The organism is Luteimonas sp. AC640a, from assembly GCF_979256585.1.
The window spans coordinates 134,120-149,859 of the sequence record NZ_CEEDOV010000004.1 but is presented as its reverse complement, the minus strand read 5'-3'; the positions used below and the strand labels follow the sequence as shown (position 1 = coordinate 149,859).

The following is a 15,740-nucleotide window of genomic DNA, read 5'->3' as shown; positions in this document are numbered from 1 at the left end:
AACTCGCTGCGCTCAGACATGGGCTGCTCTTCGGCCACGCCAGGCTCCGGTGCTCGGCTCGCTTTACGGCTCGATTCCAGATCAAGAGCCACAGCCACAGCCACAGCCACAGAAAAGCCTCAAGCCAAACGCGAGAAGCGAAAAGCGAGAAGCGAGAAGCGAGAAGCAAAGAACTACAGCAAAGCCAAAAAGCAGGAGCGCCCAAGCGCCTGGCTTGAACAGAAGGCGAGACTTTGCGCCCTCATTCGCGTGCCGAACCCACGCGTCAGCTGAGCACCTTGCCGGCAATCCGCAAACCCGCCACCCACACCCCGATACTCGACCCGATGTTGGCGAGCAGGAAGCTCAGCAACGTGCGTGAGACGCGGTTCCGATACCAGCCGCGGACCGTCCCGGCGTCGTCGCGCAGCGACATGAAATCGTTGTACGCGGGCTTGCGCAGGTAAGCCTCGATCAGGCCGCTGAACAAACCGGGCGAGATGCCCGGCGGCCGAATCGGTTTGAGTGGCGCAGCGATCGCGGCAGCGAGGATGCCGAGCGGATGCGACAGCGCCGCCAACGCGCCGAGCGCCGCGAAGCCGGCGGTGATCACGATCCATTCCTGGACCAGCTGGCGACCGAGTTCTGCGCCGCCCTGGTAGTAGCCCCAGCCGATCATCGCCAGGATCGCTAGCGTGATCGCGGTCATGACCCAGCGGACGCTCGTGCCCTTCGGCGCGTGTTCGAGTTCGGCGGTCGTTGCGGCTGGCGCCTGCGCATCGTCGGCGAGGTGGCGCGCCAGACCGGCGAGATGGCCGGCGCCGACCACGGCAAGCACTTCGCGTGCAGTGCCGGCCTGCTCGCGCAGCTTCGCGGCCATGTAGCGGTCGCGCTCGGCGATGATCGCTTCGTAGAGTTCCGGGCTGCTCTTGGCGAATTCGCCGAAGCTCGATTCGAGCATGTCGCCCTGCTTGAGCTTCTCGATTTCCTCTTCGCCGAGTTCGTCGGACGCCATCAGCCCACCGAGCAGACTGCCGACCAGTTTCATGCGGCCGAAGAAGCCGAGCTTCTTCGATGCACGCTTGAACGTCAGTCCGACATCGCGGTCGATCAGCGCGACCGGCAGGTCACGTTCGTTGGCCAGCGCGACCGCACGCTTGAGTTCGGCGCCCGGCTCGATGCCGAGCTGCTCGGCGAGGCGGCGCTGGTACGCGGCGAGTGCGAGATTGGCGGCGAACAGCGCGACGCGACCCTTGCGGATCACATCGACGAGATTGAGTTTGGCGAGGGCGTCGGGATCGCTGATCGCCTGCAGACGCTGCGCGTCGAGTTCGACGGCGACTGCATCGAACGCGCCACTACTGATCGCATCCTCGACCGCTTCAACGCTGACCCGCGACACATGTGCGGTGCCGAGCAGGGTGTAGCGCACGCCGTCGCGTTGGACGATCGCGTGCGGCTGCGACTGCCAGGACGTGGCGCCATCGGGCGTCAGCGCGCCGGTCATCGGTTCGGTCATCGGGTCATTCGTCTTCAGGAGGAGTGGCGGCGCCGTCGCCGAGGGCGCGCTGCATCAGGATGGTGTCGAGCCAGCGCCCGTGTTTGCGGCCGGAGCCGGGCAGCACACCGACGGTCTCGAAGCCGAGGCGCTGGTGGAATTGCACCGACGGCCCGTCGAGCGGCGGGCCGATCACCGCCATCATCTGCCGGTAGCCACGCTGCGTGCAGAGCTCGATTAGCCGCTCCATCAGCACGCGGCCGATGCCGTGGCCATGCTGCGCGTGTTTGACGTACACCGAGCTTTCGACGGTGAAACGGTAGCCGATGCGTGTGCGGAATCCGCCGGCGTAGGCATAGCCGGCGAACACGCCGTCGCGGATCGCGACGATGTACGGATAGCCGGCCGACGTGATCGTCGACCAGCGGCGCCGCATCTCGTCGACATCCGGCGCATCGTATTCGTAGGTCGCCACGCCGTCCGCGACTTCGCGGGCGTAGATCGCAGTGATGGCGTCGAAGTCGGCTTCGACCGCGTCGCGGAGTTCGAGGGTCATCGGGATCAGTCGATATAGCGCTTGAGCAGGTCGCCGTAGGCGTCGATGCGACGATCGCGCAGGAACGGCCAGATGCGGCGCACGTGTTCGCTGCGGTCCAGATCCACTTCGCAGCTCAGTACGGTCGGATCGGTCCCCGCTTCGGCGAGGAACTCGCCCTGCGGACCGAGCACGTGGCTGTTGCCCCAGAAGTCGATACCCGACGCGCCGATCGGCGACGGCTCGTGGCCGACGCGATTGCACGACAGCACCGGTAATCCGTTCGCGACCGCGTGGCCGCGATGGCTGAGGATCCAGGCATCGCGCTGGCGCTTCCTTTCGTCGTCGCCATCGGTCGGATCCCAGCCGATCGCAGTCGGATACAGCAGCAGATCCGCACCCGCCAGCGCCATCAGACGCGCGGCTTCCGGGTACCACTGGTCCCAGCACACGAGCAGGCCGAGCCGGCCGACCGAGGTGTCGATCGGCTTGAAGCCGATGTCGCCTGGCGTGAAGTAGAACTTCTCGTAGAAGCCCGGATCATCGGGGATGTGCATCTTGCGGTACTTGCCCGCCGTGCTGCCGTCCGCGTCGAAGACCACGCCGGTGTTGTGATACAGCCCCGCTGCGCGGCGCTCGAACAGCGAGCTGACCAGTACGACCTTGTGCTGCTTCGCCAGCGCGGCGAGACGCTCGGTGCTCGGGCCTGGAATCGGCTCGGCGAGATCGAATTCATCGACCGATTCGTGCTGGCAGAAATACGCGCCGTTGTGCAGCTCCTGCAGCAGCACGAGCTTCGCGCCCTGCTTCGCCGCTTCGGCGACGCGCGCTTCGATGATCGACAGGTTGGCGTCGGCGTTGCCGGTGCCCTGGTCGATGACGGCGCGCTCCTGGATCAGCGCGACAGGCAACGTGGTCTTGCGGGACATGGATTCGAACCCTCGGGGGATGGCGACAATGCTAACGCGACGCGATGTGTGGGCAGATAAACGCGTCGATGCGCGCGGCCTCGCATGCAGGATCGGTTGCGTGCGACGCCTGCCCCTGATCGGACGCGACTCGCGTCTGCGCGCCGCGCACGGGGATCGGATGTGCGGAGCCGGCCCGAAGTCCGCATCACGGACGTCGGGTGTCTGTCCCGCATCAGCCGGGGCGGTCGTCCCGCAGCAGGCCGACCGGCAACTGCATCGTGATGCAATGCAGGCTGCCGTTCTGCCAGATCAGCGGGCGACACGGCACCTGCACGATCTCGCGGCCGGGATGCGCCTGCGCGAGCACGGCCGCGGCGGCGTCGTCCGCCGGATCGCCATAGGCCGGCATCAGCACCGCGCCATTGAGGATCAGGTAGTTCGCGTAGCTCGCGGCGAGACGGCGGCCGTTGTCGAGCACCGGCTGCGCCCACGGCAGCGGGAACAGGCGATACGGCGCGCCATCGCGCGTGCGCAGCGCGGCGATCTCGTCAGCCATCGCCTGCAGTTCGGCGTGGTGCGGATCGGTGACGTCATCGCAGGCCTGGAACACGATCGCGTCGTCCGGTGCGAAGCGGGCGAGGGTGTCGATGTGCGCGTCGGTATCGTCGCCTTCCAGATAGCCGTGGTCGAGCCACAGCACGCGGTCCTGCGCGAGCCAGTCCGACAGCTTCGCGGTGAGTGCGTCGCGCGAAGCATCGGGATGGCGTTCGTGCAGGCAGCGCCATGTGGTCAGCAGCGTGCCGGCACCATCGGTTTCGATCGCACCGCCTTCCAGTGCGAAGTCGATCTCGCGCCGCTGCGCATCGCTGGCGAACACGCCGGCGCTGTGCAGATGGCCGATCAGCAGGTCGTCCTGGCTCGCATCGAACTTGCCGCCCCAGCCGGTGAAGCGGAAATCGTTGAGCAGGAACGCGTCATCGCCACGTCGCAGCGAGATCGGCCCGGAATCGCGCAGCCAGGTGTCGTCATACGCCGCTTCGACGAAACGCACGCGCGTCATGTCGATGCGGTTCGACGCCAGGCGCACATAGGCGTAGCTCTGGATGTCTTCGTCCGGCACGCAGATCACGACCGGCTGGAAGCGGGTGATCGCCGCGACCAGCGCGATGTACGTGTCTTCGACCTCGCCCAGGCGCGCAGCCCAGTCGGTGTCTTCGTTCGGCCAGGCGATGAGGATCGCGGACTGGGGTTCCCACTCCGCGGGGAAGCGCAATGCGTGTTCGGTCATGGACTCAACGGATGGCGGGCTTGGGGCCGATCTCCGACGCCGTGGCGCGGTTGGCGACGGTATCGATGACCCGGTTCCGCTCGAAATAGACAGTGAAGGTGGGATACACCCAGCGGTTGATCGTCGGCCACTGGCGCTTCTGGCCGCCGCGCGGATCCATGCGCTCGCTCGGCACGCCGAAGCGGGCTTCGACATCGGCCATCGACATGCCGCGCGTCGGCATACCGGCGCCGGCGGGCTGCTTGGTGCGGTCGACGAGCAATGTGTCTGCAGAGGCGGGCAGGCTGGCGAGCAGCGCGCAGCTCAGCGCGGTGCCTGCGAGGATCGAAGCGAAGGAACGCGACATGGCGGTGACTCCTGGGCAGGACAACGATGGAAAGGCGATGGCGCCGCAAAGACGCACGCGCCTGTTTAGCAGAATTCGCGCGACGATGATGCCGACGCGGTGCAGTGAGCGCCCCAAACGAAGAAAGGCCGCATCGCTGCGGCCTTTCTCGCGTGCACACCGCTTGCGCGGCGGCAACGCGTCTTAGCGCTGACGCGCCTTGAAACGCGGGTTGGACTTGCAGATCACGAAGACCTTGCCGCGGCGACGCACTACCTTGCAATCGCGGTGGCGGGTCTTCGCCGACTTCAGGGACGACAGGACCTTCATGGTGAACCTCTGGGATGGGATACAAACAGCAAGCCGGCTATTCTAGCGGCTCTTTCCCCCACGATTCAAGCGCTTGGGTGTTCGCCCGCGGACATGGCTCCGGCGCAGGAGATGCAGATGACGGCGACGGTGCCGGTTTTGACGATCGACGGGCCTTCGGGTTCCGGCAAGGGCACCATCAGCCGCGCGGTCGCGCAGCAGTTGGGTTGGCATTATCTCGATTCGGGCGCCCTGTATCGCGCGGTCGGCGTGGCGGCGGGCTGGGCCGATCTGGATCTCGACGACGGCGGCGCCCTGGTGCGCTGCACCTTCGACACGACCATTGGGTTCGACGAAAGCGGCGACGAGCTGCGCGTGCTGGTCAACGGCCACGACGCCACCGACGAACTGCGGACCGAAACCGCAGGGGCTGCCGCCTCGGCAATTGCCGCGATTCCCGAGGTCCGCGCCGCGCTCAAGGACCGGCAACGTGCATTCAGAGTGGCGCCGGGTCTGGTCGCCGACGGGCGCGACATGGGCACGGTGATCTTTCCGGATGCGCGCTGGAAGGTCTTCCTGACGGCCAGCGCCGAGGAGCGGGCGGACCGGCGCTATAAACAGTTGAAGAACAAGGGGGTTTCGGTGACAATGGACGGTCTGCTGCGCGAGATCCTCGCCCGCGACGCCCGCGATGCCAACCGTGCGGTGGCGCCGTTGCGGCCGGCCGAAGACGCCGTCCGGATCGACACCACCGGCCAGGGCATCGACGCCGTCGTCGAACGGGTGCTTGCGTTGCTCCCAGCACGCAACGGCTGACCGGATTCAGGGTCGGGCGTCTGCTGCAAGCCGGGGTGGTCCGTTCCGGGCCGCTTCGGCGTTGTTGAAAGTGTCATGTGCCACCGCTGCATCGCTGCACCCATGTCGGCGTCCGGAATCGTTCCGGCTGCCGGTCCATTCACCTCAACACTCACGGCCCTGCAATCCCGCGACGGCCGACCAACGGGTGGACTGCCGGCACTCCGCGCTGACAAGGCGCCGCCAAGCAGTCTGAGTCAACCAGGTATCTACCAATGACCGAATCATTCGCAGAACTGTTCGAAGCCAGTCAGACCAATCTGGCCAAGCTCAAGCCGGGCTCCATCGTCACCGGCATCGTCGTGCAGGTCCGTACCGACGTCGTCGTGATCAACGCCGGCCTGAAGTCGGAAGGCATCGTGCCGATCGAACAGTTCCGTAACGACGCAGGCGAGATCGACGTCGCGGAAGGCGACACCGTCAAGGTGGCGCTGGACTCGCTCGAGAACGGCTTCGGCGAAACCGTGCTGTCGCGCGAGAAGGCCAAGCGCGCCATGGTGTGGGACGAACTCGAGGAAGCGCTCGAGAAGAACGAGACCATCACCGGTCGCATCAGCGGCAAGGTCAAGGGCGGCTTCACCGTCGACATCAAGGACGTCCGCGCATTCCTGCCGGGCTCGCTGGTCGACGTGCGTCCGGTCCGTGACCCGGTGTACCTCGAGGGCAAGGAACTCGAGTTCAAGCTGATCAAGCTGGATCGCAAGCGCAACAACGTTGTCGTCTCGCGTCGCGCAGTGGTCGAGAGCGAGCACTCGGAAGAGCGCGAGCAGCTGATGGAGAAGCTGGTCGAGGGCGCGGTGCTCAAGGGCGTCGTCAAGAACCTGACCGATTACGGCGCGTTCGTGGACCTCGGCGGTATCGACGGCCTGCTGCACATCACCGACATGGCCTGGAAGCGCGTGCGCCATCCGTCCGAAGTCGTGGAAGTGGGCGCAGAGCTCGACGTCCGCGTGCTGAAGTACGACCGCGAGCGCAACCGCGTCAGCTTGGGCCTGAAGCAGCTGGGCGAGGATCCGTGGGACAACATCGCCCGCCGTTACCCGTCCAACACCCGCGTGTTCGGCAAGGTCTCCAACGTCACCGATTACGGCGCATTCGTCGAGATCGAGCCGGGCGTCGAAGGTCTGGTGCACGTGTCCGAGATGGACTGGACCAACAAGAACGTCAACCCGTCCAAGGTGGTGCAGGTCGGTGACGAACTCGAGGTCATGGTGCTCGACGTCGACGAAGAGCGTCGCCGCATCTCGCTCGGCATCAAGCAGGTCACCTCGAACCCTTGGGAGACCTTCGCGGCCATCCACAAGAAGGGTGACAAGGTCGACGGCCAGATCAAGTCGATCACCGACTTCGGCATCTTCATCGGCCTGGACGGCGGTATCGACGGCCTGATCCACCTGTCCGACATCGCGTGGAACTCCACCGGCGAAGACGTGGCACGCGCGTTCAAGAAGGGCGACACCGTCGAAGCCGTCGTGCTGGCGGTCGATCCGGAGCGCGAGCGCATCTCGCTGGGCGTCAAGCAGCTTGAGCAGGACCCGATGGGTCAGTTCATGGCGACTACGCCGCGCGGTTCGAAGGTCACCGGCACCGTCAAGGAAGTCGATGCCAAGGGCGCCGTCGTGGATCTGGGTGAAGGCGTGGAAGGTTATGTGCAGGCGCGCGACATCAGCGACCAGCGCATCGACGATGCCAGCCAGCATCTGAAGGTCGGTCAGGAAATCGAAGCCAAGTACTTTGGCGTCGACCGCAAGACCCGCGTTCTGCAGCTGTCGATCAAGGCGAAGGACGAGGCGGAAACCGCCGAGACCCTGGCCGAGTACAACAAGCAGGCATCGGAAGCGTCGAGCGGCACCACCAAGCTGGGCGCGCTGCTGCGCGAGCAGCTGGGCAACAAGGGCGAGTAAGCCCATTCGGCGCCGACCCGGGCAACCCCCGGGTCGGCGCTGTCGCATCTGCAAGAACGAGACATGACGAAGTCGGAACTCATCGAACTGCTGACCCAGCGTCAGGCGCATCTCAAGGGCGAGGACGTCGACCTTGCGGTCAAGGCCATGCTCGAAATGATGGGCGGCGCACTGGCGGCCGGCGATCGGATCGAGGTCCGTGGCTTCGGCAGCTTCTCGCTGCATTTTCGTCCGCCGCGCACCGGACGCAACCCGAAGACCGGCGACGCGGTCGCGCTTCCGGGCAAGCATGTGCCGCATTTCAAGCCGGGTAAGGAACTGCGCGATCGCGTCAGCGACGTACAGCCGATGCCGGCCGAAGACTGACTGCCACACGGCGGTCCCATTTTCTTTTCCACGCACCTGCGGATCGCCGCATGGTTGGCGTGCAGGATCGGCAAGCGGGTAGGATCGTCGACGCACCGTCGGCGGGGCGCGTTTCGCGCTGTGATGTCCATCGCCGGCCCGGGTCGCGCGTTCGCGGCCGATCCATCGATGGAGCGTGATCCATGGCGTTTGTGACCGAGTGGTTCTGGTTCTTCCTGTTGCTTCCGATCGCGGCCCTCAGTGGCTGGGTGATCGGTCGCCGCGGTGGCGAACGCCACAGCGATACCCAGGTCAGCCGTCTGTCGACGACCTATTTCCGCGGCCTCAACTATCTGCTCAACGAGCAGCCCGACAAGGCGATCGAGCTGTTCCTGCATATCGCGGAACTCGACAAAGACACGTTCGAGACCCAGGTCGCGCTCGGACATCTGTTCCGGCGGCGCGGTGAGGTGGACCGGGCGATCCGCCTGCACCAAGGCCTTGTGCAGCGCGCCGACCTCAACGACCAGCAGAAGGTGCAGGCATTGCTCGCGCTGGGCGAGGACTATATGAAGTCCGGTCTGCTCGATCGCGCGGAAACCGTATTCTCCGATCTGGCCCGGATCGACCAGCGCGCACCCCAAGCGCTGCGTCATCTGATCGGCATCTACCAGTCCGAGCGCGACTGGCAGAAAGCAATCGAGAACGCCACGCGCTATGAGGCCGCGACTGGTGAGCCGATGGGCAAGCTGATCGCGCAGTTCGAATGCGAACTCGCCGACCGTTTGCGTTCCGCCGGCGATACCGACGCTGCGCGTAGCGCAGTGCAGCGCGCATACGCCGCGGATTCTGGCTCGGTACGCGCCGGTATTCTCGAAGGCCGTATCGAAATCGACGCCGGCAACGACCCGGCCGCGATCCGCGCGTTCGAGCGCGCGGCGCGCCACGATCCGGACTTCCTGCCCGAAATCCTCGCGCCGCTGCTGGCGGCGTACGAGCGCGTCGGTGACGTGCCGGGCGCGCGCAACTTCCTGTCGCAGATGACCGAGCACTACAAGGGTGTCGCGCCGGTGCTGGCATTGACGCGGCTGGTCGAACAGGAGGAGGGCGTGCGTGCGGCGCGGACCTATCTGGCGCGACAGCTCAAGGACCGGCCGTCCGTCCGCGGCGAAGCGGCGCTGATCGATCTGACGTTGGCCGATGGTGTCGATCACGTCGGCACGCTGCAGGAGCTGCGCCTGATCACCGAGCAGCTGCTGGTGCGCAATCCCAGCTATCGCTGCAAGCAGTGCGGCTTCGGCGCGCGCAGCCACCATTGGCAATGTCCCAGCTGCAAGGAGTGGGGCACGATCAAGCCGCTGCTCAACTACGCCGTGGTCTGAGTGGCGGCATCTTCGTCTTTCATGGCGGCGCTGTGCGTCACTGCGTTTCTGTCTGCTCTCGCGCTGACGGCACTCGCACGTCGCTACGCGCTGGCCCGGCAACTGGTCGATGCGCCCGGTGAGCGACGTAGTCACACCGTGGCAACGCCCCGCGGCGGCGGCATCGCCATCGTTGCGGTCGTACTGCCCTCGATGATCTGGTTTGGATTCGCTGAACCAGGCAAGTCGCCTGCGTGGCTGCTCGGCGCCTGTGGCCTCGCGCTGGTGGCGGCGATCGGCTGGGTGGACGACCACCGGCCCCTTTCGCCTTGGAGCCGATTGGGCGTGCATGGTCTTGCCGCGGGATTGCTTGCCCTTGGCGTTGCCTGGGCCGGGCAACCGCTGTGGTGGGGCGTGGTCGTCTTCGCACTCTCGCTCGGTCTGGTCAACGTCTGGAATTTCATGGACGGGATCGACGGCCTCGCGTCGACCCAGGCGATTCTCGTGGCGCTGGGCCTCGTGTTGCTCGGATTGGTGGGGGGCGGCGCGTTGCTGGCCTGCGTGTTCGCAGCCGCCTGCGCAGGTTTTCTACCCTTCAATCTTCCGAAGGCGAGGATTTTTCTGGGTGACGTGGGTAGTGGCGCGCTGGGGTATCTGGTGGCGTGTCTGATCGCGCTTGCGCCTGCGCCAGACCCTATTGTTTCGCTGTTGTGGCTGCTTCCGATCAGCGCGTTCCTGATTGACGCCACGTTGACATTGCTGTCCCGCATCATTCGCGGCGAACGGTGGTGGACGCCGCACGTACAGCATATGTACCAGCGGTGTGTGCAGGCGGGGCACGCCCATCCCCTTGTGACAGGTGGCTACGCCGCCTGGACGCTGATGTCGATTCTGGTCGCCATCTGGATGGTCGGTGTACCGCAACCCGTTATCATCGGAGCCTTCGCCACGTGGTATCTCCTCGGTGTCACCATCTGGCTCACTTTCCGTATCCGGCATGCACGCCGGATGCGTCTGTCGTAGGGAAGCGACTGGATGATTGAGTTCAAGGCCAGGATTGGCGTGCTAGGACCGCGTGTGGCGGTAATCGCGCACGATCTGACCATGGTTTGGCTGTGCTGGATCGGGCTGCACCAGTTCCGGCATTCGGTCATGGAGAGCTCGCCGAGTTTCGCCTTGTGGTCGGTCGAAATCGCGCTGATCCTGATCGCGCAGGGACTGATCTTCTGGCGCGTCGGTCTGTATCGCGGTGTATGGCGCTTTGCCAGCGTTCCCGATCTGATGAATATCGTGAAGGCCTCGGTGTTGGGTCTGCTCACGATCATGCTCGTGTTGTTCGTGTACAACCGGCTGAATCTGGTCCCGCGCACCGTCCTGATCACCTATCCGCTGCTGCTCGCGGCGTTGCTGGGCATGCCGCGCTTGTTGTATCGCGCGTGGAAAGACCATGGCATGACGCGCACCAGTCAGTCTGCCGTGCGTGTGTTGATTCTGGGCGCTGGGCAGGCTGGCGAAACCCTCGTACGCGATTTGCGACGTACGGGCGCCTACGATCCTGTCGGCTTTCTCGACGACGCGCCCAAGCTGCGCGGCAGCCAGTTGCAGGGCGTGCCCGTGCTGGGTCGTATCAGTGACGTCGAGCTGGTCGCGCCGGAGACGGCGGCCAAGCTGCTGGTGATCGCGATGCCGTCAGCGGATGCAGCCGCGATGCGCAAGGTGGTCGAGGCCTGCGAGCGGACAAGTCTGCCATTCCGCACCGTGCCCAAGCTCGACGATCTGCTCGAGGGGCGCTCGTTGCCTGGCGAGCTCAAGGAAGTCGCGATCGAGGATCTGCTCGGTCGCAAGCCGGTCATGCCGGACTGGAAGGCAATACGCGCCTGGTTGCGGGGCCGCAGTGTCCTGGTGACCGGCGCCGGTGGATCGATCGGTTCGGAGTTGTGCCGCCAGTGCGCGCGCAACGGCACCGCGCAGATTGCGCTGGTGGAGATGGATGAGTTGGCGTTGACCCGGATCGAAGGCGAACTGCGCCGGGATTTCCCGCGTATCACTCTGGTGCCGGTGCTCGGCGATTGCGGCGATACGGCCGTGATCGAACATGCCATGCGACTGTCCGCGCCGGACGCGGTGTTCCATGCTGCCGCCTACAAGCAGGTGCCGGTACTCGAGGCGCAGCTGCGCGAGGGCGTGCGTAACAACGTCCTGTCGACGCGTGCCGTGGCGACTGCGGCGATCGCGCACAAGGTCGGCACCTTCGTGCTGATTTCCACCGACAAGGCAGTGGATCCGGTCAATGTGCTCGGCGCGACCAAGCGCCTGGCCGAAATGGTCTGCCAGGATCTGGCGGGGGATTCGTCCACCGATTTCATCACCGTGCGATTCGGCAACGTGCTCGACTCGGCCGGCAGCGTGGTGCCGTTGTTCCGCGAGCAGATCCGTCGCGGCGGGCCGGTGACCGTGACCGATCCCGAGGTCACGCGTTACTTCATGACCATTCCCGAGGCCTGCCAGCTCATCATGCAGTCGGTGGCGATCGGGTCTGCGCAGGCGGTGTACACGCTCGACATGGGCGAGCCGGTGTCGATCCGCCTGCTCGCCGAGCAGATGATCCGGCTCGCCGGCAAGCATCCTGACCAGGACATCGCGATCGTCTATTCCGGCCTGCGTCCCGGCGAAAAGCTGCACGAAACGCTGTTCCACGCGGACGAGCGGTATCGGCCCACCACGCACCCCAAGATCCTGCTGGCCGAAGCGCGCACAGTGCACGCGGAACGGCTTGCAGCCGCGCTGGCGAAGCTGTCGGACGGCGTCGCGCGCTATGACCTCGAGTTGCTCGCGGCGTCGCTGCGCGAAGCCGTGCCCGAGTTCGCACCGCTGCAATCGCGGTCCACACACAATGGAGGTGCGACGATCGTTGCGTTCCCCCCACGACACGCGAGACAACCATGACGCAGAGGATCCGCAAAGCCGTGTTTCCCGTTGCAGGACTCGGGACCCGTTTCCTGCCGGCGACCAAGACGGTGCCCAAGGAAATGCTGCCGATCGTCGATCGTCCCCTGATCCAGTACGCGGTGGACGAGGCGATCGAAGCGGGCTGCGACACCCTGGTGTTCGTGACCAATCGCTACAAGCATGCGATCGGCGACTATTTCGACAAGGCCTATGAGCTCGAGGATCGTCTCGAAGCCGCGGGCAAGCATGAACTCTTGGAGAAGATTCGACGTCCGCTGCCGGATGGGGTGCAGGCGATTTTCGTCACCCAGCCCGAGGCGCGCGGTCTCGGCCATGCGGTGCTGTGCGCGCGCGCGGTGATCGGCGACGAGCCCTTCGCGGTGATGCTGCCGGACGATCTGCTGTGGAACCGTAACGGTGACGGCGCGTTGCGTCAGATGGCGGATGCGCACGAGGCGACCGGCGCGAGCATGATCGCGGTGCAGGACGTGGCGCGTGAGCAGACTGCCAGCTACGGCATCGTGGCGACCGACGCGTTCGAGGGTCGCCATGGGCGCATCAATGCGATGGTCGAAAAGCCCAAGCCTGAAGACGCGCCGAGCACGTTGGCGGTCGTGGGGCGCTACGTGCTCGACGGTCGCATCTTCGAGCTGCTCGAGAAGACGAAGCCCGGTGCGGGCGGTGAGATCCAGCTGACCGACGCCATCGCGGCCTTGCTCGCCGAGCAGCCCGTGCATGCGTACCGCTTCAAGGGGGTGCGTTTCGACTGCGGCACGCATTTGGGCCTGATCGAGGCGACGATCCGCTATGCGCTCGACAACGAGAAGCTCAGCGAGCCGGCCGCCGCCTTGATGCGCAACGCGCTCGAAGAGCTCGGCGTGCGCGAGCTGGAGTGATACACCCGCACTTGCGACGTGAGATGCAGACGCCCGGCTTTGGCCGGGCGTTGTCGTATCAGGGCTGTGGTCCGCGCCGCTAGTCTGGTCTCGACCAGACACGCTCTACAGAACGCTGGTGCTCGAGCATCCGATGATGGCGCCAGGTGAGCTGCGGCATTCGATCAGACCGCTGCCTGTGCGTGCACCTCCGCGTTGCGTGCCGTCTTTGGGCGGCGTGTTGTGATCCCGGACACCTCGGCGCACCTTCCACCACGACACACAAAAAGAAACGCGCCCTTGCAGGCGCGTTTCTTGAATCCGCCACGCCGTCGACGCTGTCGCGTCGACGGGCGCGAGGAGAATCAGGCCAGGCCGGCCTGCTTCATCACTTCGGCGGCGTAATCCTCGACCACCTTCTCGATGCCTTCGCCGACTGCCAGGCGCTGGAAGCCGATCACTTCGGCGCCAGCAGCCTTGAGCACGGCTTCGACTGTCTTGTCGGTGTCGAGCACGTAGGGCTGGCCGTACAGCGTGACCTCGCTGACGATCTTGTTGAGCTTGCCGCTGATGATCTTCTCAAGGATATCGGCCGGCTTGGACTTGTCCTTCTCGGACATCTTGGCCAGTTCGATTTCCTTTTCCTTCTCGACGAACTCGGTCGGCACATCGGCCGCCTTGTTGTAGGGCGGGTTCATCGCGGCGACGTGCATCGCCAGGCCGCGTGCCAGCTCGACGTCGCCACCCTTCAGCTCGACCAGCACGCCGATGCGGCCACCGTGTACATATGCAGCCACGTTGTTGGCGCTCTCGACGCGGACCAGGCGACGGATCTGCAGGTTCTCGCCGACCTTGGAAATAACCGCAGCGCGGGTTTCTTCGATCGTTTCGCCGGACGCGATCTTGGCGGCCTTCAGTGCGTCGGCATCGGCGGCGCCGGACGCCAGCGCGGTCTGGGCGACAACATCGGTAAAGCGCAGGAAGTTGTCATCCTTGGCGACGAAGTCGGTTTCGGAGTTGATCTCGACTAGCACGGCCACGCTGTCGTTCTGGGCAGCGGCAATACGGCCTTCTGCGGCAACGCGGTCAGCCTTTTTGTCGGCCTTGGCCAGACCAGACTTGCGCAGCGCTTCGGCCGCGGCGTCGATATTGCCGGCGGTTTCGCTGAGCGCCTTCTTGCACTCCATCATGCCGGCGCCAGTGCGCTCGCGCAGTTCCTTGACCAGGGATGCGGTGATTTCCATTGGAGACCTCTGAATTCGGGGGTTGTCGTGCGGGCTGGAGCCCGCTTCACTTGATCGACGCCACGGGCGCGAACGTCCGCGCACGGCGCGATGCGCGGCCGTCCAGCATGGGACGGCCACATGTCGCGGCAGTTACTCGGCCGCTGGTGCTTCCGAAGCTGCGGGTGCCTCTGCGGCGGCTGCAGGCGCTGCCGGTGCAGCGTCCTCGGCCTTCTTGCCGCGCGGGGCGCGGGCCGGCTTCTCGCCACCTTCGACGAACTCTTCCTCGCGCACGGTCGCCGCGCTCGGGGTCGCTGCCTTGCCTTCCAGCACGGCGTCGGCCGCGGCGTTCGCGTACAGCTGCACGGCGCGGATGGCGTCGTCGTTGCCCGGGATCGCGTAGTCGACCAGGGCCGGGTCGTAGTTCGTGTCGACGACCGCGATCACCGGGATGCCGAGCTTCTTGGCTTCCTTGATGGCGATGTCTTCATGGCCGATGTCGATGACGAACAGGGCGTCGGGCAGGCGGTTCATGTCCTTGATGCCGCCCAGCGAGGCTTCCAGCTTGTCGCGCTCACGGCGCAGCCCCAGCACTTCGTGCTTGACCAGCTTTTCGAACGTGCCGTCGGTTTCGGCTGCTTCCAGCTCCTTCAGGCGCGACACCGACTTCTTCACCGTGGCGAAGTTGGTCAGCGTGCCGCCGAGCCAGCGCTGGGTCATGAACGGCATGCCGCAACGCTCGGCTTCTTCCTTGATCGCCTCGCGCGCGCTGCGCTTGGTGCCGATGAACAGGATCATGCCGCGCTTCTGCGCGATACCCGAGATGAAGTTCATCGCGTCGTTGAACAGCGGAACGGTCTTCTCGAGATTGATGATGTGGATCTTGCCGCGGGCACCGAAGATGTACGGACCCATCTTCGGGTTCCAGTAGCGGGTCTGGTGACCGAAGTGGACGCCGGCTTCGAGCATCTGGCGCATGGTGATCTGGGGCATTGTGGAACTCCTGACAGTGGAACCGGCCGCCACGGATAGGTATGGGCGGTTGCGCCGCACGGGGCGGGGCAGTGGTTCCGGGGTTGAGCCTCCCTGTCGCCTCCGTGACCGAACCTCTTGCGAGGCACCCCGGCACGGGCTGATGCGACAGGTGTGGATTTGCCGGTGACGCCCGGCATTGGCGGCGGGTCACCCCGCACAGCAGCGGAATTGTAGCAGCCCGCGCCACCGCGTGCGAATGGCCGGGGATCGACCGCGCAGCTGTCGCGGTCGGTCGCACCGGCCCCAGCAGGCGAGACGTCTTCGGATCGGCGCAAGCCCAGGCTGGAACGATGTGGCATCCGCGGCCTTGGACGGCGCCCGCCGCCCGCACCGTCAAGATGGGCGCTG

Annotated in this window: 16 protein-coding genes; 8 read left to right on the top strand and 8 right to left on the bottom strand. The window is 65.5% G+C overall.

Going from position 1 to position 15,740, the window contains the following annotated elements:
* Positions 1-273: hypothetical protein (locus ACZ9YD_RS02845; RefSeq protein ID WP_465073624.1), on the top strand; the 273-nt coding region annotated here is incomplete at its 5' end.
* Here ACZ9YD_RS02845 and ACZ9YD_RS02840 read toward each other — a convergent pair.
* The 6 genes from ACZ9YD_RS02840 to ykgO form a co-directional block, all read right to left on the bottom strand.
* Entirely contained in the window at positions 266-1,486 is a 1,221-nt protein-coding gene (locus ACZ9YD_RS02840) for a TraB/GumN family protein (RefSeq protein WP_465073632.1), read from the bottom strand. The genes ACZ9YD_RS02845 and ACZ9YD_RS02840 overlap by 8 nt on opposite strands.
* Positions 1,487-1,502: 16 nt before the next feature.
* Positions 1,503-2,033 (bottom strand): N-acetyltransferase family protein, encoded by a 531-nt coding sequence (locus tag ACZ9YD_RS02835; RefSeq protein ID WP_465073622.1) that lies wholly within the window; start codon positions 2,031-2,033, stop codon positions 1,503-1,505.
* A 5-nt stretch (positions 2,034-2,038) separates the two neighbouring features.
* The gene (locus tag ACZ9YD_RS02830; RefSeq protein WP_465073621.1) at positions 2,039-2,941 is read right to left on the bottom strand and encodes a carbon-nitrogen hydrolase; all 903 of its coding nucleotides are present in this window, start codon (positions 2,939-2,941) and stop codon (positions 2,039-2,041) included.
* A 214-nt stretch (positions 2,942-3,155) separates the two neighbouring features.
* Positions 3,156-4,211, bottom strand: coding sequence for an agmatine deiminase family protein (locus ACZ9YD_RS02825; RefSeq protein ID WP_465073620.1), 1,056 nt, complete (start codon positions 4,209-4,211; stop codon positions 3,156-3,158).
* Positions 4,212-4,215: 4 nt separating this feature from the next.
* Entirely contained in the window at positions 4,216-4,557 is a 342-nt protein-coding gene (locus tag ACZ9YD_RS02820; protein WP_465073619.1) for a hypothetical protein, read from the bottom strand.
* 183 nt (positions 4,558-4,740) lie between these two features.
* Complete coding sequence (gene ykgO, locus ACZ9YD_RS02815) at positions 4,741-4,866, bottom strand: type B 50S ribosomal protein L36 (protein WP_005913193.1); 126 nt, start codon at positions 4,864-4,866, stop codon at positions 4,741-4,743.
* Between the two features lie 117 nt (positions 4,867-4,983).
* On the opposite strand from ykgO, the gene cmk reads away from it, so the two are divergent.
* The 7 genes from cmk to galU all read left to right on the top strand — a co-directional run bounded on the left by cmk (position 4,984) and on the right by galU (position 13,155).
* Complete coding sequence (cmk, locus tag ACZ9YD_RS02810; RefSeq protein ID WP_465073616.1) at positions 4,984-5,661, top strand: (d)CMP kinase; 678 nt, start codon at positions 4,984-4,986, stop codon at positions 5,659-5,661.
* 254 nt (positions 5,662-5,915) lie between these two features.
* The gene (rpsA, locus tag ACZ9YD_RS02805) at positions 5,916-7,604 is read left to right on the top strand and encodes a 30S ribosomal protein S1 (protein ID WP_232138206.1); all 1,689 of its coding nucleotides are present in this window, start codon (positions 5,916-5,918) and stop codon (positions 7,602-7,604) included.
* 63 nt (positions 7,605-7,667) lie between these two features.
* Positions 7,668-7,970, top strand: coding sequence for an integration host factor subunit beta (locus tag ACZ9YD_RS02800; RefSeq protein ID WP_096009334.1), 303 nt, complete (start codon positions 7,668-7,670; stop codon positions 7,968-7,970).
* Positions 7,971-8,152: 182 nt separating this feature from the next.
* On the top strand, positions 8,153-9,331 hold the full coding sequence (gene lapB / locus ACZ9YD_RS02795) for a lipopolysaccharide assembly protein LapB (protein ID WP_465073615.1): 1,179 nt from the start codon (positions 8,153-8,155) through the stop codon (positions 9,329-9,331).
* A 21-nt stretch (positions 9,332-9,352) separates the two neighbouring features.
* Entirely contained in the window at positions 9,353-10,333 is a 981-nt protein-coding gene (locus ACZ9YD_RS02790) for an MraY family glycosyltransferase (protein ID WP_465073614.1), read from the top strand.
* A 12-nt stretch (positions 10,334-10,345) separates the two neighbouring features.
* On the top strand, positions 10,346-12,256 hold the full coding sequence (locus ACZ9YD_RS02785) for a polysaccharide biosynthesis protein (RefSeq protein WP_465073613.1): 1,911 nt from the start codon (positions 10,346-10,348) through the stop codon (positions 12,254-12,256).
* Complete coding sequence (gene galU, locus ACZ9YD_RS02780) at positions 12,253-13,155, top strand: UTP--glucose-1-phosphate uridylyltransferase GalU (protein ID WP_465073612.1); 903 nt, start codon at positions 12,253-12,255, stop codon at positions 13,153-13,155. The genes ACZ9YD_RS02785 and galU overlap by 4 nt, the downstream gene beginning before the upstream one ends.
* A gap of 344 nt (positions 13,156-13,499) precedes the next feature.
* Here the strand turns inward: galU and tsf are convergent, their stop codons facing one another.
* Together tsf and rpsB are read right to left on the bottom strand one after the other, a co-directional pair.
* A complete protein-coding gene (tsf, locus tag ACZ9YD_RS02775; protein ID WP_465073611.1) occupies positions 13,500-14,378 on the bottom strand; it encodes a translation elongation factor Ts in 879 nt (292 codons plus the stop codon).
* A 132-nt stretch (positions 14,379-14,510) separates the two neighbouring features.
* Complete coding sequence (gene rpsB, locus ACZ9YD_RS02770) at positions 14,511-15,350, bottom strand: 30S ribosomal protein S2 (protein WP_465073610.1); 840 nt, start codon at positions 15,348-15,350, stop codon at positions 14,511-14,513.
* Positions 15,351-15,740 lie beyond the last annotated feature (390 nt).